Below are 20,565 nucleotides of genomic sequence, written 5' to 3'. Positions count from 1 at the left end.
CATGACTTCAGTCAAACCCGTGCCTGCCGAACGCTTACCCGAACTGCTGCGCTTGATGCCCAAAGCAGAGCTTCATATTCACATTGAAGGCTCACTGGAGCCGGAGCTGATTTTTGCGCTGGCAAAGCGCAATGGTGTGGCGCTAGCGTATGGCGGCGTGGAAGAGCTGCGCAGCGCTTATGCCTTCACCAATCTGCAGAGCTTTCTGGATATTTACTACGCTGGCGCGAGCGTGCTGCTGAAGGAGCAGGACTTCTACGACATGGCCAGGGCCTACTTCGTGAAAGCACGCGCCGACAACGTGGTGCATGCAGAACTGTTTTTCGATCCGCAGACCCACACGGCACGTGGTGTTGGCATGGATGTTGTGATCAAGGGCTTGCACCGTGCCTGCGTGGATGCGAAGACAGAGTTCGGCATCAGCGCATCGCTGATCATGTGTTTTTTGCGTCACCTCACTGAAGAGGATGCTTTTGAAACGCTGGAGCAGGCCATGCCATACCGCGACCTGCTGGTCGGCGTGGGCCTGGATTCGGGTGAGGTGGGTAACCCGCCAGAAAAGTTTGCCCGTGTGTATGCGCGTTGTCGCGAGCTGGGTTTTCGTTTGGTGGCGCACGCGGGAGAAGAGGGGCCGCCTGCCTACATCTGGACCGCGCTGGACGTTCTCAAGGTCGAACGCATTGACCATGGTGTGCAGGCCGTGAAAGACCCAGCCTTGATGCAGCGCCTGGCAAAAGACCGCATCGCGCTCACGGTATGCCCACTGTCAAACCTCAAGCTCTGTGTCTTCCCCGACCTCGGCAGCCACAACCTGCGCCATCTGCTGGACGCCGGGCTGGCCATCACCATCAATTCGGACGATCCGGCGTATTTTGGTGGGTACATGAATGAGAACTTTACCCAGACCTTTGCGGCCTTGGGTATGGATGCCCAGCACGCCAACACGCTGGCACGCAACAGTTTTGAGGCGAGTTTCATCGAATCAGCAGCCAAGGGCCGCTACCTAGATCGGCTGGACGAATGCTTCGAGGACTTTCGCTAGAAGTCCGAACGCCTTCTGTCACCCAGACTCTCAGTCAACGCGCTTGGCTTGCTTGTCGACCCAGACATCTTGGGGGGCATTGGGGTCTTCTGGCAACCCCACCACCGTCCTGACCGCGTGCATCAGCGCGTCGGCCTCGAAGGGCTTGGTGATGTAGCCATCAGCCCCGCTGGCCAGCCCCTTGATGACGGACTCGCGGGTGGCTTTGCCCGTAAGCATGATGACGGGCACGTTCTTCAGTGCGGGGTGTTGGCGCAGGCGAAGCAGAATATCAAAACCATCGGCGTCGGGCAGCATCACGTCCAGAAGAATCAGGTCAGGAATGGGGGCTTTGTTCAGCTCGGCTATGACCTCGGCGCGGTTACCAGCCAGTCGGACCTGAAAGCCTTCGAAGGACAAATAGCTTTGAATAAATTTGGCCAGCGTGGGCTCGTCGTCCACAACAATGGCCGAGAGCACCTCACCGGGAGCCAGCGTGCGGGCCGGGCCGCGCGGCCTGGCAATACTCACGTAGTAACCGGTTTTCCGCAGCGATACAGCGCCTGAATCCGCCTCAGCTTCCGCTTGGGTCAGCGCTAATTTGTTCAACTGGGTTGTGAACTTGTCGGCAAACGGGTCGGGCTCCGCTTCTTCCAGCAGGCGACGGTCAAGCAGGCCTTTGATGGTTGCCGCAAAAGTTTCTGCCACCACCGCGGGCATGCCCGCCTTGATCTGCGCGCAGCTCAGGATGCCGTCAACGCGAATCAGAATTTCAATCTCGGACGGCGACAGGGTCGTCACACTGCCACGCAGTTCCTGTTGACCTCGGGTGGTGAGCTTGTAAATGTCTGTCTCTTGCATTCGCGATTGCCTTCCGTCGGTAAGGGCTGTCTTAAAGGGATTATCACCCCTTCAGGACGGCTTGCCTTACGGTAGGATCAGGAAAATCCCTCTCCAGCAGCCCATGAAACGCCTGTTAATTCTTCTTGTTTTACTGTGCCAGAGCTTTGGTGCTGCCGCGCAATGGACGCCCGTCATGCTCGACGAGATGGTCATTACCTATATCGACCGCAACACCCAGCGCGGCAAGGGCGGCATGGTGAAGATGTGGTGGCTGGTGGACTACCAGCTGGTGCAGATCACCAATGAAAAAGGGTATTTTTCCAGAGTCCAGTATAGCGAGTACGACTGCCGCCAGAGGCGCTCCCGCGTGATGTCAGTGGCCCTCATGTCGCAGCCCATGGGACACGGCGAAACCGTTTTTGAGGATCGTCTTCCGCGCAAATGGGAGTCGGTTCAGGGCCAGCCTTTTATGCAGGCCCTGTGGGACATTGCATGCGTCGAGTACTAGCGCGCTGACCGTCGTTGCTGGCACCTGGAGCGTGCGCCTCCGTCCTACTGCCAATTGGCCGCGTTCCGACAGATCGGGGCTCGATAGCCTCGTACAAAAGGAGTTACCCCACAGCCGTGGCCAGTAACTACTCAAGGAAACCAGATGTCATCCAATAAAAGTCCAGCCAACACACGCTCTGAACACGCCGGTTCTTCCAGCAAGCAGGGCAACGAGCAACAGTCTGAAAAGCGCGGATCCAGCCAGGTTGACCAAGCCGCTTCGCAGGGCAAGCAGACCGGACAGGCGCCCAAAGGGGATGGTAAAGAGCGTCAGCAGGGCTCCAGCAGCAAATCCTGATTACTGATCCGCGAGGCCGTTGAGGGGCAACGGTAGTTGCGGCTCCAGCGAGTCCGGTCAATGGTCCGGGGCTTGGGCAAAGGTCATATGGGTCCCTCAGCAGGGGCGCGGTTAAAATCGTAAATCCCATGCGTGTTGTCCCGGCGCGCAGGGTTTCCTTTTTTCCGGGGCCATGTAGAGGACCACCATGTATAAAAACCTCGCTGCCGCGTTCGCGGCCGCCTGTTTTATTCTTCCCGCTTTTTCCCAACTCCCTGCGGCTACCGTACCGCCGTTAAAAATCGGCTTTGTGTATGTCGCGCCGCTGACCGATGCCGGTTGGGTGCGCCAGCATGAAGAAGGGCGAAAGTTTGTAGAGGCCAGGCTTGGCGCGCGCGTCACAAGCAGCTATGTCGAGAACGTTGCCGAGGGCGCCGATGCCGCGCGCGTCATCCGCGATCTTGCGCAGCAGGGCCACCAACTGATTTTTACACCCAGCTTCGGTTACATGGAGCCGACGCTGAGAGTCGCCAAAGACTTCCCCGAGGTGAAGTTCGAGTCCATCACGGGCCTTAAAACCGCTGCCAACGTGGCGGTGGCCAACGCGCGTTATTACGAGGGCCGTTACCTGGCCGGAATTGCAGCGGGGCGAATGGCCAGCAGTGCCGGATATGTCGCCGGCTTTCCGATTCCCGAGGTGATCCAGGGCATCAACGCCTTCACCCTGGGCATGCGTTCGGTCAATCCTCAGGCCTCGGTCAAGGTGGTCTGGCTGGGCGCGTGGTTTGATCCCCCGCGCGAGCGCGAGGCGGCGATGACGCTGTTCAACCAGGGTGTGGATGTGATTGCCTTCCACACCGGATCAACCGCAGTGATGAGCGCAGCGCAGGAGCGCGGCAAGCTGGCCATTGCCTACCATTCCGACATGCGCAAGGTGGCTCCTGACGCCCAGTTGCTGGCGGTGACCCACCAGTGGGGCGAGTATTACACCCGGCGCGCCCAAGCGGTGCTGGAGGGTAGCTGGAAAAGCGCCTCGCTTTGGGGTGGCGTGAAAGAGGGCATGATCCGCGTCGACAGCTTTGGTCCGAAAGTGCCGAAAAAAGTAGCCGACGAGGTGTTGGCGCGTCAGAAGGATATTGCCGCGGGCAAGTTGCGGCCCTTTGCCGGCCCACTCACTGACAACGAGGGTCAGCGAGTACTGGCCAGCGGCAAGGCCTTGAGCGATGAGCAGATTCTGGGCATGAACTTCCTGGTTAGCGGCGTGCAGGGAAAGCTGCCCAAATAACCGTTATGCGCGACCGCGTATTCCAGGGTGGCGCGGCTGGGGTAACCTTGCGGTCGTGAAAGCCTGGCGTGCCTCCATCCTCTATTTCCCCGCTCCGGCGCAAGCCGTGCTGGAAACGGACGGCCTGCTTGTCGTCGGCCCGGATGCCGGTGGTCGCCAGGTTGTGCAGGCCATCGGCAGCTACAGTGCGCTGGCGCCGCGCTTCCCCGATCTGGACATCACTCACCTCCCCGGGCGCATCATCGCGCCGGGCTTTGTGGACATGCATATCCACTACCCGCAGCTGGATGTGATTGGCTCGCCGGCGGATGGGCTGCTTCCCTGGCTGGAAAACTACACCTTTCCACATGAAAAACGCTTCTCTGCCCAGGAATACAGTGCGCAGACAGCTACGTTTTTCATAGCAGAGTTGTTGCGGCATGGTGTCACCACAGCCCTGACGTTTTCGACCTCACACCCCGAATCGGTCAATGCCCTTTTCGCGGAAGCGCAGAAAAACGAGCTCCGCCTGATGACCGGCAAATGCCTGATGGACCAGAACTCGCCTGCTGGCGTTCGTGATGAAACCGGGCAAAGCCTGGCGGATACCGAAGCATTGATCAAACGCTGGCACGGTGTGGGCCGGCTGGGGTATGCCATCACGCCGCGGTTTGTTCCCAGCTGCAGCGAGGCGCAATTGCGTGGCGCCGGGGAATTGGCGGCAAAGTACGCTGACGTGTGGATTCAATCCCATGTCGCTGAAAACCATGACGAGATCGCCTGGGTTCGCAAGCTATATCCCGAAGCGCGCAGTTATCTCAGCGTGTATGAGCAGTTTGGCTTGCTGCGGCCTCGCGCTGTGTACGCCCACTGCATCCATATCGACGACGAGGATCGTGCACTGATGCATGGCACCGGCACCGCCGCTGCGGTCAGCCCGACCAGCAATCTTTTTTTGGGCAGCGGTTTTTTTGATTACCAGGCCGCAGAACGAACCGGCTTTTTGTATGGCCTGGCCAGCGACGTGGGAGGCGGCACGAGCTTCAGTCCTTTCCACACCATGTTGGCCGCTTACTACGTGGGCCGTGAGGGGCAAACCAAATCCGGCGTATCGCTCAAGCCTCAGCAGCTGTGGTGGCAGCACACGGCTGGCGCTGCCCGCGCGCTGGGCCTGGAGAGTGTGGTGGGCAATCTGTTGCCCGGTTGCGAGGCAGACTTTGTCGTGCTCAACCCGCAGGTCACGCCGCTTCTGGCCCGCAAGACTGCTCAGGCCAACAGTCTGGACGAATTGCTGTTTGCCCTGATTGTCCTTGGCGATGACCGTGTGGTCGAACGGACGGTGATTTCTCAAGCCAAATTGGCCACTAGCCCATAATCGGCGAGCGCAGACAGCTATCAAAAAGGTAGCTATTTGGTGCGCCGCCCGAAGCGGTTCTGGCTTGCCTACAATCTAGGTCAATTGAGGGAAGCACTGCAATGAGCATCAAGAGCGACAAGTGGATACGCCGCATGGCCGAGAGCACCGGCATGATTGAACCGTTTGAGCCGGGGCAGATCCGGGAGAGCGAAGGCAAAAAGATCATCAGCTACGGCACCAGCAGCTATGGCTATGACATCCGTTGCGCGCCGGAATTCAAGGTTTTCACCAATATCCACAGCACGGTGGTTGACCCGAAAAACTTTGATGAAAAAAGTTTTGTCGACTTTCACGGTGACAGCTGCATTATTCCGCCCAACAGTTTTGCACTGGCGCGTACGGTGGAGTACTTTCGCATCCCGCGCAACGTGCTGACCATTTGTCTGGGCAAAAGCACCTACGCCCGCTGCGGGATCATCGTCAACGTCACGCCGTTTGAGCCAGAGTGGGAGGGTTATGTGACCCTGGAGTTTTCCAACACCACGCCGCTTCCCGCCAAGATCTACGCCGGCGAAGGCTGCGCCCAGGTGCTGTTTTTTGAAAGCGACAAGGACGACGTCTGCGAAGTCAGCTACAAGGACCGGGGCGGCAAGTACCAGGGGCAGGTGGGCGTGACGCTGCCGCGGGCTTGAGGGCAGGGCCCCGGCTTACTTCACCAGCAATACGGGAACATCGGCGTCTGCCACCACCCGTTGCGCCACGCTGCCCATGAGGGCCCGGCTGAGCAGGCCCTGCCCGTGGGTGCCCATGACAATCATGTGTGCCTTCTCGCGCTTGGCAACCCGCAAGATTTCCGCCGTTGGAGATCCGACCACGGCCATGGTCTGATAGGCAATTTTGTGGCGTTTGAGAAAGCGGTCGATCGGGTCCAGCACCTTGCGCGACTCCTCGGCATGGTAGGCGGCTGCTTCTGCCGCCCCCACCATGGCCCGAACGCGTGGTGGCACTGGCGACTGCACATTCAGGACCAACACCTGGTCTGAAGGGCCGGCCAGGCTTTCGTGGGTTGTCAGGAAAGCCAGCGCTTTTTTGGTGTGCTTGCTGCCGTCAGCGGCGAACAGAATTTTCATTTTTTTATCGCTCGGAGTTAAGTTAACGCAACACTAACACGGGAACGCTGCAGTGGGTTAATACGTGCTGCGTTTCACTGCCAAGGAGTATCCGCTTGATGCCCTTGCGGCCATGTGATGCCATCACCACCAGATCACATTTGTGTTTTTTGGCTCCCTTGATGATGGATTCGGCCACCAGGTCGGAAGTCGAGGTGACGGCCTTCCCCTTGATCCCCTCGCTTTGAGCTGATTCGATCACAGCGTCCACCACGGCCTGGCCCTTGTCGCCCCATTGCTTCTCGATGCGGGCAATGTCCTGCGAAGAGATGGATATGCGGCCGTCAAAGTAGGCGATGGGGTAGCGCGGTACCACGTAGAGCGCTACCAGTTCGGCGCCGGTAGCGGCAGCGAGTTCAATCGCTTTGCTCACTGCCTTTCGGGAAAGTGTAGAGCCGTCGGTGGCCACAAGAATGCGTTTGAACATGGCGAGGTCTCCTCGGTTGATCGTGGCTTGAAGCTTAGGCCGCGGCTGGTCCTGCCGGTTTGATCCATGTCAAGCGGGGCAGGCCATGGGCGCCGCTCTCCCGCCCTGGAAATTGTGATGACTCCGCCGCCCGAATCCGCAATGGCACAGCTTGCTACACTGCGTCATGCTCTTGTCTTCCCCCGGTAGCCTGGTCGCGACGTCTTTTGAAAGCCATCCCGGCGACGCGGCAGCCCTGCTTGCGGGGATGCTGGATTCCGCGATGGATGGCATCATCACGGTGGACCACACGCAACGCGTCGTTTTGTACAACCGTGCCGCTGAAAAAATGTTCGGCTGGCCCAGAGCGAGTGTGTTGGGTCAGCCGCTGGACCGGCTGATTCCCACACGCTTCCAGGCCGGACATGGCGAGCATATTCGCCGTTTTGCCAGTACAGGTGTGACTTCAAGGCGTATGGGCGACGGCACGGTCGTTCATGGCGTGCGCGCCAACGGCGAAGAATTCCCCATGGATGCCTCCATCTCTCAATTGAATACGGCTGATGGCAAGCTTTATACGGTGATTCTGCGCGACGTGACTGACCGGGTAAGGGCCCAGGAAGAGCGCAGCGCCTTTGCCGCCGCTGTCAATGCCGTGCGGGAGGAAGAAAAAACCCGTGTGGCACGCGAGTTGCACGATGAGTTGGCGCAGTCGCTGACGGCATTAAAGATGGACGCCATGTGGCTGCGTGACCAGGCTGATGGTGCGCCTGCTTCTGCCCACACCAAACTGACTGAAATGCTGGCGATGCTGGACCACACCATTGCTGCGACCCGGCGTATTGCTGCTGATCTGCGCCCACTGCTGCTCGACGACCTTGGCCTGGTGCCCGCCATTGAATGGCTGGCCCACACGTTCGAGCAGCGAACCGCAGTGGTATGCCGGCTTTCCTACGACGAATCAATGGAGTTGCCCGAGCCGTATGCCACTGCGGTGTTCCGTATTGTTCAGGAGGCGCTGGCCAATGTGGCCAAACATGCAGGCGCATCCGAAGCAGACATCACGATTGAACGTTTACCGGGCCGCATCTCGCTGACTGTGCGCGATAACGGGCGCGGGTTCTTGGCGGGGGCGCCGCGCAAGCCGCAGTCACTGGGCCTGATGGGTCTGCGCGAGCGGGCTGTGCTGCTGAAGGGCCAGGTCGAGATTGACAGCGAGCCGGGCCGTGGCACTTGCGTCAAGGTGAGCATTCCCCTCGCCGACGAGGTTACCGGACCGTGATCAGAATTGTGATTGCCGACGACCACGCGATTGTGCGTGAAGGACTCAAGCGCATCGTCTCGTCTGTTGAAGACATGCAGGTAACCGGGGAGGCCGCTGATGGCACCGAGGTGATGCAGCGGGTGCGTGAGTTGAGCTTTGACGTGCTGATGCTGGACCTGTCGATGCCGGGGCGCAGCGGCATGGAGCTGATCAAGCTGGTGCATGCGGAAAAACCAAGGCTGCGTATTCTGGTGCTCAGCATGCACCAGGAGTTGCAGTACGCGGTGCGGGCCATCAAGTCAGGCGCCAGTGGGTACCTGACAAAGGAGAGCGCACCTTCGTTGCTGGAGCAGGCCATCCGCAAGCTGGCGGGCGGTGGCGCCTTTATAAGCGCCGAGGTGGCAGAGCAGCTGGCCCTAGGTGCCATGCCTGGCGGCGAGGGCCTGCCGCACGAAAGCCTGTCGAACCGGGAGTTTGAGGTGCTTAGCCTGCTGGTCTCGGGGGTGTCCGTGACCGACATAGCCCTGCGCTTAAAGCTCTCCGTCAAAACGGTGAGCTCACACAAAGCCAACCTGATGCAGAAGATGGGGCTGCAGAACCAGAGCGAGTTGATCCGCTACGCCATCAAGCACGAGTTGATTGAGCAACTCTAGGGTCCGACAAGAGATCGGGGTTTTTGAACCGGCCCGGTTGGGGCACCCCTCAGACAATTCCTAGTCGGCCCGGTTGATGCTGATGGCGCCTTTCAGTGTGCGCGGGGGGTGGAATTCCGCTCCCGCTGATGGCTCCATGGAAGAGCTTCCCCGACAGTAGGGGCATGGCTGAAACCCTTCCCCGCCCCGTCAAAGTTTTTCTTGTCGAAGACTCGGCACTGATCCGCGCCCGTGTCACTGAGCTGTTGCAGGCGGCCGCCATGACGGTGGTCGGCTACGCCCGGACCCCGGAGGCCGCGATCGACGGCATCCTCGCTGCTCGCCCTGAAGTGGTCGTTCTGGATGTGCAGCTGGACGGCGGCGTGGGCCTTCAGGTTTTGCGCGCGGTGCGCCGCGCCGCGCCCGGCATCGCCTTCGTGGTGTTCAGCGGCAACTCCGGCCCGGCCTACCGAAGGCTGTACCTTGGTGCGGGAGCCGACAGTTTTCTCGACAAAAGCACACAGTCCGATCAGCTTGTACCAGCTGTCCTGAGAGCGTCTGATCATGTTCACGTCTGATCACGTTCCCCCTGCAACCCGGGCAACGCCGCCCGTGCGCCCGCGCTGGCAAGCGTCTGGGCGCCTCGCTCCACTCCCCGTTTTGACTCCCGCACATTTCCCAAAGGAACACACCATGTCCGCAACCGCCTTGCAAACCACCGTTTTTCCCGTCCGGATATCAGCCCGCCAAACGACGGGTGGCAGTGCACCAGTGGCACCTTTGGTGACACATTGCTCCAACTGCCACTTGCGCGACCTTTGCCTGCCCTGCGGCATGACGGGTGGCGATGTCGAGCGCCTGGACAGCCTGATGTTTGGCCGGCGCAGGGTGCCGGCCGGGCAGACGCTGTATCGGGAGAGCGACAGTTTTCAGTTTATTTACGCTGTCCGCAGCGGTACCTTCAAGTCCAGCCTGATGCTAAACGACGGCCGCGAGCAAGTCAGCGGGTTTCATATGGCGGGTGAGCTCATGGGTCTGGACGGTGTGGCCCACGGAGCCCATGCCAGCAGTACAACGGCGCTGGAAGATGCGGAAATCTGTGCCATTCCCTATGCCCACTTCGCATCGGTGGCGGCCAGCAATTCGGGCATGCAGCATGTGGTCAGCCGATTGATGAGTCGTGAGATCGTCCGCGAGCACAGCCTCATGGTGTTGCTGGGCACCATGAATGCAGAAGAGCGGCTGGCTGCCTTTTTGCTCAACCTGTCGCAGCGCCTCAAGGCTCGGGGTTACTCGGCCAGCGAATTTCATCTGCGCATGTCCCGCGCAGAAATCGGCAGCTATCTGGGCATGACGCTGGAGACGGTCAGCCGCACGTTCTCTGCTTTCCAGCAGCAGCGTCTGCTGGAAGTGGACAAACGCCACATCCGCATCACCAATCTGGACGGCCTGACACGCGCCTTCGAGACGCGCGTGCACTGACGGGGCTCAGGCCTTGGCGCTGCCGCCTTGGCCGTCCGATAGCTTGTCCATCACGTTGGCGAAACCCTGCGCCGCCACGGCAGGAAGTGCCGTCAGGTTGGCGCTGCCCGGTAATCGGGAAGTGCGCATTCAACGCTAGGGTTGCGAGCGGTTATGGGCCCCGCGGCGACATTTTGCTGTCATGCACACGGCCTTCGCTCCACTCAAAAATTGCCATGCCTGCCAGCATGGCCAGCACGAAGACTGCCGCTTTCGGCTCCCCCCCGCCCAGCGACACAAGCGCCGGACCGGGACAAAAGCCGGCCAGCCCCCATCCCGCGCCAAACAGCAGACTGCCCGTCAGCAGGCGCTTGTCGATGTCACGCGAACCAGGCAGGTGCAGGGCACCGCCCAGAAATGTGGTGGTGCGCTTTTGGGCCAGTGCAAACGCGAACACGCCGACCAGAATGGCGCCGCCCATGACCAGCGCCAGGGAGGGGTCCCAGGCGCCAGTCAGGTCCAGAAAGCCGATGACCTTGCCGGGGTCTGTCATGCCGGAGAGGATGAGGCCGATGCCGAAGAGCAGTCCGACCGCGAATTCAGAGATGCGGTGTTTCATGGTTTTTCCTTTCAGCCAGAGCTCAGCCAGCCAGCGCGTGGCGCGCCAGATAAACGGTGACAAAACCTGCGCCCATGAAGGTCAGCGTGGCCACCAGAGAGCGCGGTGACAGGCGCGACAGGCCGCAGACGCCGTGACCGCTGGTGCAACCCGAGCCGAAGCGTGTGCCCACACCCACCAGCAGCCCGGCAATCATCAGCGTGACCCAGCCGGCGTCTATGCGCATTGCGATAGGCCCTGCGAGTAGCAGATAGAGCAGCGGAGCGACCAGCATGCCCAGCAAAAAGGACAGGCGCCAGCCCACGTCTCCCGCCCGGGGTCGCAACAGGCCACCGATGATGCCGCTGATGCCGAGGATGCGCCCGTTGAGCAGGATGAACATGGCCGAGGCCAAGCCCAGCAGGATGCCGCCGGCCAGCGAGGCCCAGGGTGTGAAGTTGTTCCAGTCAACGCTCATTGGATTTTCCTTCTGGAGGTGTTGCAAAACTGTTCATACAGAACGTTCATTACGGCCAGCGCCTGGGGGCTGTTGATCTGGTAGTAGATGTTCTTGCTCTCCCGGCGGGTGCTGACCAGGCCTTCATCACGCAGCACACCCAACTGTTGCGAGAGCGTGGGCTGCACGATGCCGACCGTCGCTTCCAGTTCTCCGACCCGTTGTTCGCCTTGAACCAGTTGGCAAAGCAGCAGCAGTCGCGCCGGGTTGGACAGCACCTTCATCAAGCGGCTGGCTTCCTCCGCAGAACTGCGCAGCAAATCGATATCCATGGTGGTGTGTGCGCGCATGTGAAAACGCTCCGTTTTTGGGTTTCAGACAACTTAACTATATGGACTAATAATATATTAGACAATATACTATAAATGACGAATTTTTCAGGAAGAAGCGCGTATGCCCGCGGCCGCACGAAGTTTTTTTCGACACCGCCCACCTGGAAGGTGAGTCATGTCGTCTATGAAAAAGAGGGAGGGGCTACTCATCCGCGTTGCAATCAATTAACCGCGCCCAGGCGCAGAAAGGCCCATGCCATGAGTGACCAACAAATAGTGGTTCATCTCACACAGGAGAAGGATTACCGTTTCCAGATTGCGTTTGAGGACGGCGCACCTGATCTGACGGCTGACGAGCCGCCACCGTTGGGGAGTGCGAGCGGCCCCTCACCAGTGCAACTGCTCGCCGCAGCCGTCGGTAGCTGTCTGTCTGACTCGTTGCTGTTTGCCCTGCGCAAGTTCAAACAAAACCCTGAGCCGGTGCGATGCGAGGTGCAGGCCGACGTGGGCCGCAATCCGGAGGGTCGGATGCGCGTGCTGCGCATGAAAGTCGTTCTGACGCTTGGTGTGGAGGCTGGCCAGCTGGCGCATCTGGACCGGGTGCTGGATCAGTTCGAAGAATTTTGCACGGTCACGCAAAGTGTGCGCGCAGGCATTCAGGTGACTGTCGAGGTATATGACGCAGCCACTGTGCGCCTGAAATAGCAGCTTTCTCCTCCCGTCGGGCTATCAGTTTTTAAATTGATCCGGCTCCCGGGTGGGCTGCCACCACTGGATAACTTGTGGTTGGGTGATGTTATGCCCTTAGCGGCGCGGCGTCGGGCAGGTGTTGATGCCCAGCAGGCTGTAAAGAGGGCACATGCCGACAGCGCCGGTGATCAGGGGAATGACGCCGATGTAAGCCCACACGCCGAGGGTTCCCGTGACAGCCAGTCCAATCAGGACGAGGCCCAAAATGACGCGCAGGCTGCGATCCAGCGTACCTTCATTGGTTTTCATGGTTTGATTCCTTTTAAAAGTTTAAAACGGCGCGTCTGTCCTCCAGGGGCTGTTGGGGCGCAAACACATTTGACAGATTAAGGGGTGGTCGGCGCGAGTCTCTTGACGTGGATCAAACGGCCTTGGTCATATATCCCATCCAGGGCCAATAGGTCAGCGCAAAGACGACCAGCAGAACCGCAGCGGCGAGCGTAATCACCAAACCGGTGCGAATGAAATCCCGTGCGTCAAACGTATCGGTTCCGTAGGCGATCATGTTTTGCGGGGCATTGACCGGCAGAATGAACCCAAAGCTCACCACGAACTGCAGCAGCATGGTCATGCCAATCACGTTGATGCCGGGTGTCTGCACCGCCATCAGCACGCTGATGATGATGGGGATCATGGTTGAGGCCAAAGCCGTGGCACTGGCAAAACCAAGGTGAATCACGATCAGGAACAGCGACAGCAGCATCAGGATGGCAAAGGCACTGGCCTGCTGCAAGCCGAGGTTTTGCACAATCAGGTTGGCAAGCCATGCTGCGGCGTTGGTGCGCAGCAGCGTCGTGCCGACGCTGATGCCAACCGCGAAAAGAATCACCGTGCCCCAGGGAAATCCGCGTTGCGACTCTTTCCAGTCCATCACGCCCAGACGCGGCAGCAGCATCAACGCAATGGCGGCAATTGTGGTGGAGGACGTATCGAAGTTGTGCAGCACCTTCTCGGTGGCCCAGAAACCCAGCAACACCAGCACAATCGCCAGCAATTTCCACTCGCGCCCGCTCATCTTTCCAATTGCCTCGAGCTGGAGGCGGATGGTGGCCTGTCCACCAGCGATCTCCTTCATCTCGGGTTTCATCATGCGGGTCATGATGAAATAAACCGCCACGCTGAGCAGGGCGGAGAAGGGCGCACCAGCGATGAACCATTCGGTCCAGCTGATGCTGGTCCCAAACTGCTTTTCGATGAAGCCGATGGCCACCATGTTTTGTGCCGCTGCGGTTTTGATACCCACGTTCCAGACGCTAGCCGTCTGCGCAGCCGTGATCACCAGCAGGCCGGCAAAGCGGCTGCGTTTGTCCACCTTGAACGCGAGAATGAAGCCCATCATGATGGGCACCAGGCAGGCCACACGCGCGGTGGTACTGGGCACAATGAAGGAAAGCAAAAACCCCGTCACCATCGCGCCCATCACGATATGGTTGGTACCGGCATCTACTTTCGAGAGCACCAGCAGCGCGATGCGCCGGTCCAGTCCGGTAGCGGTCATTGCAGCGGCGATGAAGCAGGCCGCCGCCACGAGGGCCACAGCGCTGTTGGAAAAACCGGACAAGGCGAGGCCCAGCGCTGCCACCGTGCCCATGTCAGCCCCGGCGGGTTTTGCCGCGTCCGGCGCGTAAGCCAGCAAGAAGACCATCAGGGCGCCGATCACGACTGAACTCACCGCATAGTCCAGTGCCTCGGTCATCCAGACGATGACTGCAAAAGCGAGGATGGCCAACATGACTTGACCTGCTGCAGGAAGCCCTTGAGCGCTTGGCATCCAAAGCACCCCAAGCAGGGCGGCTACCGCCGCCAGCAGAGCGGCCTGTTTGAGCAGGGAGCTTTTGGCGCTGTCGCCGACCGCTGCGGTGGTACCGGTGGAGGGGCTAGGATTCAACAGTGGTGTCATGCGGCTCTCCTTGTTCAAGGTGAACTGTCGGGCTTTTGTGGCCCCCGGGCTTGACTTGCCTCAAGCAGGCTTGCCTTTGTACCTGTTCTCAGGATGCATGGCGCGGTGGAGCAGCTTGCGCAGCTCGCTGAACCACAACACGCTGCTGCCCATCGCGGCGCAGACCAGCCACTGCGTCAGCGTCAGCGGTACGGTGCCAAAGGCCAGATTCAAAAACGGCAGGTGCACGACCGCGATCTGCAGCAGCGCTGACAGGGACAGCGCCCCCCAAAGCCATGGGTTGACGAAAAGACGGTGGAAAGCGCTGATGCTGTCAGAGCGCGCATTGAAGCAGTTGAACAGGTGGGCGAAGACCAGCACCGTGAACCCCGCTGTGCGTGCGGTATCCAGGTTCTGCGAGCCTTCAATCAAGCCGCCGGGCAAGTACAAGTCCATCGTCAGCAGCGACGCAAGCGCCACCACCAGACCTATCTGTACCACACCGACCCACATGCGCGCATCGATCACCCGCTCATTCATGTGGCGGGGCTTGCGCGCCATGACGTCGTCTGTGGGGGGGTCGATGCCCATGGCCAGGGCCGTCCAGGCGTCGGTGACCAGATTGAGCCAGAGGATCTGTGTGGCCAGCAGGGGCAGCACCACCTGGCCACCGGAGCCGGACGACAGCCCGATCACGCCCGCTCCGACCACGCCCAGAAACACCGTCAGGACCTCGCCCATGTTGGACGACAACAGGTAGCGCAGGAACTTGCGGATGTTTTCGAAGATGTGGCGCCCTTCGCGCACCGCCTGCACGATGGTGGCAAAGTTGTCGTCCGCCAGGATCATGCGGGCGGCTTCCTTGCTGACTTCGGTGCCGGTGATGCCCATGGCAACGCCGATATCAGCTGATTTCAGTGCTGGTGCATCGTTGACGCCGTCGCCTGTCATCGCGACGATGTGGCCGGCCGCCTGCAGCGCATCCACAATGCGCAGTTTGTGCGCGGGTGATACACGGGCATACACAGACGTGGCCTGCACGGCGGCGGCAAAAGCGGCTCGGTCCAGGGCATCGATGTCGTTGCCTGTCAGTGCAGTTTCACCTGCTGCCACGATGCCCAGGTCTGCCGCGATGCGCGCCGCGGTGCGCGGATGATCGCCGGTAATCATGATGACGCGTATGCCGGCGCGCCTCGCCTCGGCAATCGCCACTTTGGCCTCCGGGCGGGGCGGATCGATCATGCCGACGCTGCCGACGAAGATCAGCTGGTTTTCCATGCTGTCGCCGGCCTGCCAGTCCTCGCCGGGCGCCAGCGGCCGATAGGCCACGGCCAGCGTGCGCAGCGCCGCGTCAGACATGGCATCGACGTCAGCCAGGATTTGCCTGCGCATCAGGTCAGTCAGTGGCACGGCCTCCATGCCAACACGTGCATGGCTGCAACGACCCAACAGCACGTCGGGGGCGCCCTTGGTGATCAGCACCCGCGCCTCAGCGTGTTCATGGTCGATGGCGATGCTGGACATCATCTTGCGCTCGGAGGAAAACGGGATTTCACCGATGCGCTCGAAACGTTTCTCCCGGCGCTGGTGTATGCCCAGCTTGCGTTCGGCCACCAGAAAGGCCGCCTCGGTCGGGTCTCCATGGATTTCCCAGGCGCCGCCTTCCGCCCGGTGCAGTTGCGCATTCCCAGCCAGGCTGCCGCCGCTGAGCAACACGATCTGCTCTTGCCGCAGCGATCCGGCGGCCAGCTCGAGGCCCTCATGTTCCAGGCGCCCCACCGGTGCGTATCCAACACCCGTCACATACACGCTGCCCGATGCGGTTACCACACGTTCGATGGTCATCTCCGACCGGGTCAGGGTACCGGTCTTGTCCGAGCAGATAACTGAAGCCGAGCCCAGTGTTTCCACCGACGAAAGGTTTTTAACGATGGCCTTGTGCCTCGCCATGCGCTGCATGCCCAGTGCCAGCACCACTGACAAAATCGCCGGCAATCCCTCTGGCACTGCTGCTACCGCCAGGGCCACTCCCAGCAGCAACACATCAATGACATCCCGGGCGTTGCGGATTTCCGTCATCAGCAGGATGGTGGCAATCACCACGATCGAAATGGCCACCACAGCCAGACCCAACATGCGGCCCAGACGCGCGACCTCTTGTTGCAGCGGCGTAGCCTCAGCGGGGGTTGCTTCGAGCATGTGGGCGATAGCGCCCATCTGTGTCTGCATACCCGTAGCGGTGACTACCGCGAGGCCGGTGCCCTGAACCACTACCGTGCCTTTGAACACCATGTTGATGCGGTCGCCCAAGGCTGGCATGCCATGCAGCGTGGCGGGGTCCTTCAGCACGGCCTGGCTTTCGCCGGTGAGTGAGGCTTCCTGCACGCGCAGCGACGTTGCCCGGAGCAGGCGCGCGTCTGCACCCACTGCATCGCCCTCGCCCAGCAGCAGCACATCACCGCACACCAGTTCGGTACCTTGCACTCTCTGGGCCCGGCCATCGCGTAGCACATTGGCACTGGCAGTCGTGAGGCGCGCCAGCGCGGCCACCGCCTGTTCGGCCTTGGCCTCCTGGGCAAAGCCCAGCACCCCGTTGACCAGCACCACCAGACTGATCACGATGGCATCCACCGGCCAACCCTGCCATCCCTCCAGGGCCCAGGCCAGCAGTGCAATGCCGATGGCAGCAAGCAGCAGGTAGATCAGCGGGTCCTGAAAGTGCTTCAGGACGCGTCGCCAGGTGGCCAGGGCAGGCGCCCCCAGAAGTTCGTTGGGTCCGTCGTCGAGCAGGCGGCGCTGTGCCTGGGCCGCCGTCAAACCAAATTCGGGATTGGCGGAGACTTCCTTGATGACCGCGTCGATCTCTTGCGTCGACGGGTTGTTCATGTCATTTGGCCGCCGCGTCTTCTGCTTTGCGCACCACCAGGACCGGAACGGGTGACAACCGGATGATTTGCTCTGCGCCGCTGCCGAGCAACATGCGACTGATGTTTCTGCGGCCATGGGTACCCACCACGATCAGATCTGCCTTCCATTGTTGGGCCTCGCGCGCCACGGTGTCTCCCAGACGCTCGTCCAAGCGGTCAATCAGAAGTGTTTCGGCCTGGACGCCTGCCGATTCTGCGATGGCAAGGGCTTCGGCAAGAATTTTTTCACCGGTTTCGCGCATGATCTCGATCAGTGCACCAGACTGGCCGCCGTAGGGGTCAAGACCGCTGATGTAGGCCATGTCGTCAAGCGCATGCACCAGCAGCAGTACAGACCGTCCGCCACAATCCCGTGCCAAATCGGTGGCCGCCACCAGTGCTTTGTTTGATGCGTCGCTGCCATCGACCGCAACCATGATTCGTTTGTACATAACTTGAGTTCTCCCCGAATGGATGAATGCCCCGTTCGATAGCGCAAAAGCGCTTTGGCGTTGTCCGTGCTCCGTTACTTCACCGTGAGCACCGGAATATCGCGTGCGGTGATGCGCACAGTCTGCACGCCAGTCCGGGATGCCGACTTGATGTTTCTCAAATGCTACCGGTTCAGTGGAGGGAGTGGCCGCCAATTCACAAGCTTGCTGGAGGACAGACTGCAAGAGTCTGGCGGAGCCACGGAATAGCGGGTATGACTGACCCTCATCCGGATAGTGCATTAAATAGCCGTCCAGCCCAGCGTACATGAGCGCAAGCAGCTATAAAAAGAGTAGCAAAGCGCTTAATTATCATGGTTTGACCTCCTTGCTGTCCGCGCTCATCTGGCGCACGGCTCGGGCCAGCAGAGGGGCCATGCGTATCGCGTTGGACGCGTGTGCGATCGTGTCGCAGGTCAACACACGTACGGCACCTGCTTCCAGCAACTGGCGATGAGCCTCGGCGTCGAAGAGGGCGTGCACGCCTATACACAGCGGTGCGCCCAGACCGGCCCTTTCCAGCAGCCGCGTGGCGGCCAGCATGGTATGCCCCGTGGAAATGATGTCGTCGATCAGCACCGGCGTGTGTCTTGGCCAGCGTTCGCTGCTGACCAGCCGGACACCGACGTCGCGGTCACCGCGCCGCGTTTTGGCCAGCACCGTCCATGGGGCACCGACCAGCCCTGCCACTTCGGCAACCCACTGTTCGCTTTCCCGGTCGGGTCCGATGAGCCAGGGTGCGTCCACGTGGCTGCGCAGCCAGCGCGCGATCACGGGTGCGGCCGGCACCACCTGTGTGCGCAGGGTGTAGATCTCGTCCAGGCTGTGAATGCGGTGCAGGTGCGGATCCACAGTGACCAGAAAGTCCAACGAAGCAGACAGCAACCGGGCGTAGCTGCGCGAGGTTACAGCTTCCCCAGGCTTGAAGCGTTTGTCCTGCCGCATGTAGGGCAGGTAGGGCGCCACCAGCCCGACCTGCCGCGCGCCCAGCTCACGCGCTGCGTCAGCGGCAAATATCAGCGGCAGGGTCTTGCCGTCTGGCTGGTCCAGGCTTCCGGCCAGCAAGACGCAGCGGCCCTGGACCGGTGCGTCAATACGTACACCGGTTTCACCGTCCGGGAAGTGATGCAGCTGCAGTTCGGCATGATCGCAGTGCAGCCGGCCGGCCAAACTTGTCGCCAGAGCTGCACCGCCGGGCAGGGCCAGAACCAGCATCAGGCTTCCTCCATCACATGCACGGCGGGGGCTTGCGTGGTGGCATATTCCAGCGCATAGGCCAGTTCACCCCGCGTGGCTGCGTGCAGTGTGAAAAGCGGGTCACCGCGTTCGACCACCGTACCGAGCTGCACATTCATGTCGATACCCGCACACGCTGCGGTGGGTGCACCTGCGAGTTTGGCAATGCGCGCCAGACGGCGGTTATCGATGGCGATGACGCTGCCGCCGTGCAGGGCCGTCACCGGTTGCTGGTAGGCCGCTACCGGCGGCTCGCGCAGTCCGCCCTGCGCTTCGCAAATTTCCTGAAATTTTTGCCAGGCGCGGCCGTCCTCCAGCACAGCTGTGGCCTGGGCCAGGCCCGCCCCGGCTGGCGCAGCACCGCCAAACTCGAGAATCTGTCCGGCCAGCGCGAGCGCACGCGAGGCAAGATCGGCCGGCGCCTGGGCTTCGCGGCGCAACACCGCCAACACATCGCGAGCCTCCAGCGCAGGGCCAATCCCGCGGCCCACGGGTGCGACCCCATCGGTTTGGACCACGCGCACCTGCAGGCCCATCGCCTTCCCCACATGCCCCAGCTGCCGCCCGAGTTGGTGAGCGGCATGCGCGCTGCGCACCTTGGCGGTCAACCCCACGGGCATGTCGATCAGCACATGCGTGGCGCCGGCCGCAGCTTTTTTGGACAGGACCGAGGCCACGAGCTGCCCCTGGCTGTCCAGGTCCAGCGGACGCTCCACGCGGATGAGAATGTCGTCCGCCGGGCTGAGCCGCACTGCGCCGCCCCACACGATGCAGCCGCCGGTGCGATCCACCACGCGGCGGATCTGCGTCACGTCCAGGTCCACCGGTGCCAGTGTCTCCATGGTGTCGGCGGTGCCGGCCGGAGAGGTGATGGCGCGCGACGAGGTCTTGGGCATGCGCAGCCCGCAGGCCGCAATGATGGGAACAATGATCATGGTGGTGCGATTGCCAGGCAAACCGCCCACGCAGTGTTTATCCATTACCAGGCCCTCGCCCCAGCTCATGCGGTCCCCCACATTGACCATCGCGCGGGTCAGCGCGATGGTTTCGTCCATATCCAGGTGGTCACCGGCGCAGGCGGTGACGAAGGCTGCCAGCTGAAGGTCGGAATAACGCCCGGCGGCCACGTCTGCAATCACCGCATCGATGGCCGCCTGCCCAAGGCGGCGCCCGTAAACCTTGGCGCGCACATGGCTCAGGGATTCAAGCGGGGCGGGGTGGTGCAGCGAGACTTCTTCACCCGGCCGCGCCTGTAGCAGGCGCCAGGCGGCTTCGGACAGGCCGGCCTCTTCAGGCGAGAGAAAGTCTCCGCTCACGACATTGAGCGTGGCCATGATGGTGCGACCGTTAAGGCGCAGCTCCACGCGAGACCGCGCCTCGAAACCTTCCGAGTGGCAAACAGGGCAATCGCGGTGCATGTACAGCACCGGCTCCTGGTAGGTGTCGATTCCCAGCCGGAGCAGGCGAAGGCGGTTGAGCGTGGGCGTAGGTGATGCGAGCATGAAGAGTCCTTCGCTCCACTGTAGGCAGGGCGGACGTAGCTGGCCTTGACAAATCGCAAGCCGGTGGCGCTCGTGGGGCTGGTATATGCCGGTAGCTCTGGCAGCGAATCTGCAGATGCTTTGGGCCCCGGTTTTGCCCAGGTGGGGCGTTGATCTGGAGCAAGTGGGGGC

Annotated in this window: 24 protein-coding genes and 1 pseudogene; 11 read left to right on the top strand and 14 right to left on the bottom strand. The window is 61.2% G+C overall.

The features are described from left to right. Window position 1 precedes the first annotated feature (1 nt). Entirely contained in the window at window positions 2–1,042 is a 1,041-nt protein-coding gene (locus VE934_RS15380) for an adenosine deaminase (RefSeq protein WP_324889065.1), read from the top strand. 30 nt (window positions 1,043–1,072) lie between these two features. Here the strand turns inward: VE934_RS15380 and VE934_RS15375 are convergent, their stop codons facing one another. After that, window positions 1,073–1,882 carry a response regulator gene (locus VE934_RS15375; RefSeq protein WP_324889063.1) on the bottom strand — a complete coding sequence of 270 codons (810 nt, stop codon included), beginning with the start codon at window positions 1,880–1,882 and terminating at the stop codon, window positions 1,073–1,075. A 103-nt stretch (window positions 1,883–1,985) separates the two neighbouring features. Here VE934_RS15375 and VE934_RS15370 point away from each other — a divergent pair, with 103 nt between their 5' ends. From VE934_RS15370 to dcd, 5 genes are all read left to right on the top strand, one after another. Beyond that, complete coding sequence (locus VE934_RS15370) at window positions 1,986–2,372, top strand: surface-adhesin E family protein (protein ID WP_324889061.1); 387 nt, start codon at window positions 1,986–1,988, stop codon at window positions 2,370–2,372. 144 nt (window positions 2,373–2,516) lie between these two features. Continuing rightward, window positions 2,517–2,711, top strand: a complete 195-nt coding sequence (locus tag VE934_RS15365) for a hypothetical protein (RefSeq protein WP_324889059.1) — start codon at window positions 2,517–2,519, stop codon at window positions 2,709–2,711. Between the two features lie 187 nt (window positions 2,712–2,898). Further along, window positions 2,899–3,975 carry a BMP family ABC transporter substrate-binding protein gene (locus VE934_RS15360; RefSeq protein ID WP_324889057.1) on the top strand — a complete coding sequence of 359 codons (1,077 nt, stop codon included), beginning with the start codon at window positions 2,899–2,901 and terminating at the stop codon, window positions 3,973–3,975. A 55-nt stretch (window positions 3,976–4,030) separates the two neighbouring features. Then, window positions 4,031–5,329: a guanine deaminase gene (gene guaD, locus VE934_RS15355; protein WP_324889055.1), complete on the top strand. Its 1,299-nt coding sequence runs from the start codon at window positions 4,031–4,033 to the stop codon at window positions 5,327–5,329. Between the two features lie 101 nt (window positions 5,330–5,430). Further along, window positions 5,431–6,003 carry a dCTP deaminase gene (dcd, locus tag VE934_RS15350; RefSeq protein WP_324889053.1) on the top strand — a complete coding sequence of 191 codons (573 nt, stop codon included), beginning with the start codon at window positions 5,431–5,433 and terminating at the stop codon, window positions 6,001–6,003. Window positions 6,004–6,018: 15 nt separating this feature from the next. Here dcd and VE934_RS15345 read toward each other — a convergent pair whose 3' ends face one another. After that, the gene (locus VE934_RS15345; protein ID WP_324889052.1) at window positions 6,019–6,441 is read right to left on the bottom strand and encodes a universal stress protein; all 423 of its coding nucleotides are present in this window, start codon (window positions 6,439–6,441) and stop codon (window positions 6,019–6,021) included. Window positions 6,442–6,463: 22 nt separating this feature from the next. Then, window positions 6,464–6,907: a universal stress protein gene (locus VE934_RS15340; RefSeq protein ID WP_324889050.1), complete on the bottom strand. Its 444-nt coding sequence runs from the start codon at window positions 6,905–6,907 to the stop codon at window positions 6,464–6,466. A gap of 166 nt (window positions 6,908–7,073) precedes the next feature. Between VE934_RS15340 and VE934_RS15335 the strand changes: the two genes are divergently transcribed. The 4 genes from VE934_RS15335 to VE934_RS15320 all read left to right on the top strand — a co-directional run bounded on the left by VE934_RS15335 (window position 7,074) and on the right by VE934_RS15320 (window position 10,264). Then, a complete protein-coding gene (locus tag VE934_RS15335; protein ID WP_324889048.1) occupies window positions 7,074–8,168 on the top strand; it encodes a PAS domain-containing sensor histidine kinase in 1,095 nt (364 codons plus the stop codon). After that, entirely contained in the window at window positions 8,165–8,803 is a 639-nt protein-coding gene (locus VE934_RS15330) for a response regulator transcription factor (protein WP_324889046.1), read from the top strand. The genes VE934_RS15335 and VE934_RS15330 overlap by 4 nt, the downstream gene beginning before the upstream one ends. Window positions 8,804–8,967: 164 nt before the next feature. After that, the gene (locus VE934_RS15325; protein WP_324889044.1) at window positions 8,968–9,360 is read left to right on the top strand and encodes a response regulator transcription factor; all 393 of its coding nucleotides are present in this window, start codon (window positions 8,968–8,970) and stop codon (window positions 9,358–9,360) included. A 115-nt stretch (window positions 9,361–9,475) separates the two neighbouring features. Next, window positions 9,476–10,264, top strand: a complete 789-nt coding sequence (locus VE934_RS15320) for a helix-turn-helix domain-containing protein (RefSeq protein ID WP_324889042.1) — start codon at window positions 9,476–9,478, stop codon at window positions 10,262–10,264. Between the two features lie 6 nt (window positions 10,265–10,270). Here VE934_RS15320 and VE934_RS15315 read toward each other — a convergent pair whose 3' ends face one another. Genes VE934_RS15315 through VE934_RS15300 form a run of 4 tightly spaced genes read right to left on the bottom strand, consistent with a single transcriptional unit; the run spans window position 10,271 to window position 11,648 of the window. Continuing rightward, entirely contained in the window at window positions 10,271–10,393 is a 123-nt protein-coding gene (locus VE934_RS15315; RefSeq protein WP_324889040.1) for a hypothetical protein, read from the bottom strand. 22 nt (window positions 10,394–10,415) lie between these two features. Further along, on the bottom strand, window positions 10,416–10,862 hold the full coding sequence (locus VE934_RS15310; protein WP_324889038.1) for a DUF6691 family protein: 447 nt from the start codon (window positions 10,860–10,862) through the stop codon (window positions 10,416–10,418). Between the two features lie 22 nt (window positions 10,863–10,884). Next, complete coding sequence (locus VE934_RS15305) at window positions 10,885–11,319, bottom strand: YeeE/YedE family protein (RefSeq protein ID WP_324889036.1); 435 nt, start codon at window positions 11,317–11,319, stop codon at window positions 10,885–10,887. Then, complete coding sequence (locus VE934_RS15300; protein WP_324889034.1) at window positions 11,316–11,648, bottom strand: metalloregulator ArsR/SmtB family transcription factor; 333 nt, start codon at window positions 11,646–11,648, stop codon at window positions 11,316–11,318. Before VE934_RS15300 ends, VE934_RS15305 begins: the two co-directional genes overlap by 4 nt. Before the next feature lie 240 nt (window positions 11,649–11,888). On the opposite strand from VE934_RS15300, the gene VE934_RS15295 reads away from it, so the two are divergent. Further along, window positions 11,889–12,335, top strand: a complete 447-nt coding sequence (locus tag VE934_RS15295; RefSeq protein WP_324889032.1) for an OsmC family protein — start codon at window positions 11,889–11,891, stop codon at window positions 12,333–12,335. Window positions 12,336–12,434: 99 nt separating this feature from the next. On the opposite strand, the gene VE934_RS15290 is transcribed toward VE934_RS15295, so the two are convergent. From VE934_RS15290 to VE934_RS15265, 7 genes and pseudogenes are all read right to left on the bottom strand, one after another. Next, on the bottom strand, window positions 12,435–12,629 hold the full coding sequence (locus VE934_RS15290; protein ID WP_324889030.1) for a DUF2892 domain-containing protein: 195 nt from the start codon (window positions 12,627–12,629) through the stop codon (window positions 12,435–12,437). A gap of 112 nt (window positions 12,630–12,741) precedes the next feature. Continuing rightward, window positions 12,742–14,280 carry a DASS family sodium-coupled anion symporter gene (locus VE934_RS15285; RefSeq protein WP_324889028.1) on the bottom strand — a complete coding sequence of 513 codons (1,539 nt, stop codon included), beginning with the start codon at window positions 14,278–14,280 and terminating at the stop codon, window positions 12,742–12,744. Window positions 14,281–14,340: 60 nt separating this feature from the next. Beyond that, window positions 14,341–16,866 carry a cation-translocating P-type ATPase gene (locus tag VE934_RS15280; protein WP_414693859.1) on the bottom strand — a complete coding sequence of 842 codons (2,526 nt, stop codon included), beginning with the start codon at window positions 16,864–16,866 and terminating at the stop codon, window positions 14,341–14,343. A gap of 126 nt (window positions 16,867–16,992) precedes the next feature. Further along, window positions 16,993–17,145, bottom strand: a pseudogene (locus VE934_RS18190) (cation-transporting P-type ATPase); the annotation flags it as partial. A 1-nt stretch (window position 17,146) separates the two neighbouring features. Beyond that, window positions 17,147–17,617 carry a universal stress protein gene (locus VE934_RS15275; protein ID WP_324889024.1) on the bottom strand — a complete coding sequence of 157 codons (471 nt, stop codon included), beginning with the start codon at window positions 17,615–17,617 and terminating at the stop codon, window positions 17,147–17,149. Between the two features lie 351 nt (window positions 17,618–17,968). After that, the gene (locus VE934_RS15270) at window positions 17,969–18,871 is read right to left on the bottom strand and encodes a ribose-phosphate pyrophosphokinase (RefSeq protein WP_324889022.1); all 903 of its coding nucleotides are present in this window, start codon (window positions 18,869–18,871) and stop codon (window positions 17,969–17,971) included. Beyond that, complete coding sequence (locus VE934_RS15265; RefSeq protein WP_324889020.1) at window positions 18,871–20,394, bottom strand: thymidine phosphorylase family protein; 1,524 nt, start codon at window positions 20,392–20,394, stop codon at window positions 18,871–18,873. Before VE934_RS15265 ends, VE934_RS15270 begins: the two co-directional genes overlap by 1 nt. Between the last annotated feature and the right edge of the window lie 171 nt (window positions 20,395–20,565).

The sequence above is a fragment of the Polaromonas sp. genome (assembly GCF_035638815.1).
GTDB lineage: Bacteria > Pseudomonadota > Gammaproteobacteria > Burkholderiales > Burkholderiaceae_C > Polaromonas.
This window is presented reverse-complemented; position numbering and strand designations above follow the sequence as displayed.

What these genes read in the sequence shown, in the direction of transcription:
- VE934_RS15380 (WP_324889065.1), top strand. Translation starts at nt 2, where the DNA reads ATGACTTCAGTCAAACCCGTGCCTGCCGAACGCTTACCCGAACTGCTG.
- VE934_RS15375 (WP_324889063.1), bottom strand. Translation starts at nt 1,882, where the DNA reads ATGCAAGAGACAGACATTTACAAGCTCACCACCCGAGGTCAACAGGAA.
- VE934_RS15370 (WP_324889061.1), top strand. Translation starts at nt 1,986, where the DNA reads ATGAAACGCCTGTTAATTCTTCTTGTTTTACTGTGCCAGAGCTTTGGT.
- VE934_RS15365 (WP_324889059.1), top strand. Translation starts at nt 2,517, where the DNA reads ATGTCATCCAATAAAAGTCCAGCCAACACACGCTCTGAACACGCCGGT.
- VE934_RS15360 (WP_324889057.1), top strand. Translation starts at nt 2,899, where the DNA reads ATGTATAAAAACCTCGCTGCCGCGTTCGCGGCCGCCTGTTTTATTCTT.
- dcd (WP_324889053.1), top strand. Translation starts at nt 5,431, where the DNA reads ATGAGCATCAAGAGCGACAAGTGGATACGCCGCATGGCCGAGAGCACC.
- VE934_RS15345 (WP_324889052.1), bottom strand. Translation starts at nt 6,441, where the DNA reads ATGAAAATTCTGTTCGCCGCTGACGGCAGCAAGCACACCAAAAAAGCG.
- VE934_RS15340 (WP_324889050.1), bottom strand. Translation starts at nt 6,907, where the DNA reads ATGTTCAAACGCATTCTTGTGGCCACCGACGGCTCTACACTTTCCCGA.
- VE934_RS15335 (WP_324889048.1), top strand. Translation starts at nt 7,074, where the DNA reads ATGCTCTTGTCTTCCCCCGGTAGCCTGGTCGCGACGTCTTTTGAAAGC.
- VE934_RS15325 (WP_324889044.1), top strand. Translation starts at nt 8,968, where the DNA reads ATGGCTGAAACCCTTCCCCGCCCCGTCAAAGTTTTTCTTGTCGAAGAC.
- VE934_RS15320 (WP_324889042.1), top strand. Translation starts at nt 9,476, where the DNA reads ATGTCCGCAACCGCCTTGCAAACCACCGTTTTTCCCGTCCGGATATCA.
- VE934_RS15315 (WP_324889040.1), bottom strand. Translation starts at nt 10,393, where the DNA reads ATGCGCACTTCCCGATTACCGGGCAGCGCCAACCTGACGGCACTTCCT.
- VE934_RS15310 (WP_324889038.1), bottom strand. Translation starts at nt 10,862, where the DNA reads ATGAAACACCGCATCTCTGAATTCGCGGTCGGACTGCTCTTCGGCATC.
- VE934_RS15305 (WP_324889036.1), bottom strand. Translation starts at nt 11,319, where the DNA reads ATGAGCGTTGACTGGAACAACTTCACACCCTGGGCCTCGCTGGCCGGC.
- VE934_RS15300 (WP_324889034.1), bottom strand. Translation starts at nt 11,648, where the DNA reads ATGCGCGCACACACCACCATGGATATCGATTTGCTGCGCAGTTCTGCG.
- VE934_RS15295 (WP_324889032.1), top strand. Translation starts at nt 11,889, where the DNA reads ATGAGTGACCAACAAATAGTGGTTCATCTCACACAGGAGAAGGATTAC.
- VE934_RS15290 (WP_324889030.1), bottom strand. Translation starts at nt 12,629, where the DNA reads ATGAAAACCAATGAAGGTACGCTGGATCGCAGCCTGCGCGTCATTTTG.
- VE934_RS15285 (WP_324889028.1), bottom strand. Translation starts at nt 14,280, where the DNA reads ATGACACCACTGTTGAATCCTAGCCCCTCCACCGGTACCACCGCAGCG.
- VE934_RS15275 (WP_324889024.1), bottom strand. Translation starts at nt 17,617, where the DNA reads ATGTACAAACGAATCATGGTTGCGGTCGATGGCAGCGACGCATCAAAC.
- VE934_RS15270 (WP_324889022.1), bottom strand. Translation starts at nt 18,871, where the DNA reads ATGCTGGTTCTGGCCCTGCCCGGCGGTGCAGCTCTGGCGACAAGTTTG.
- VE934_RS15265 (WP_324889020.1), bottom strand. Translation starts at nt 20,394, where the DNA reads ATGCTCGCATCACCTACGCCCACGCTCAACCGCCTTCGCCTGCTCCGG.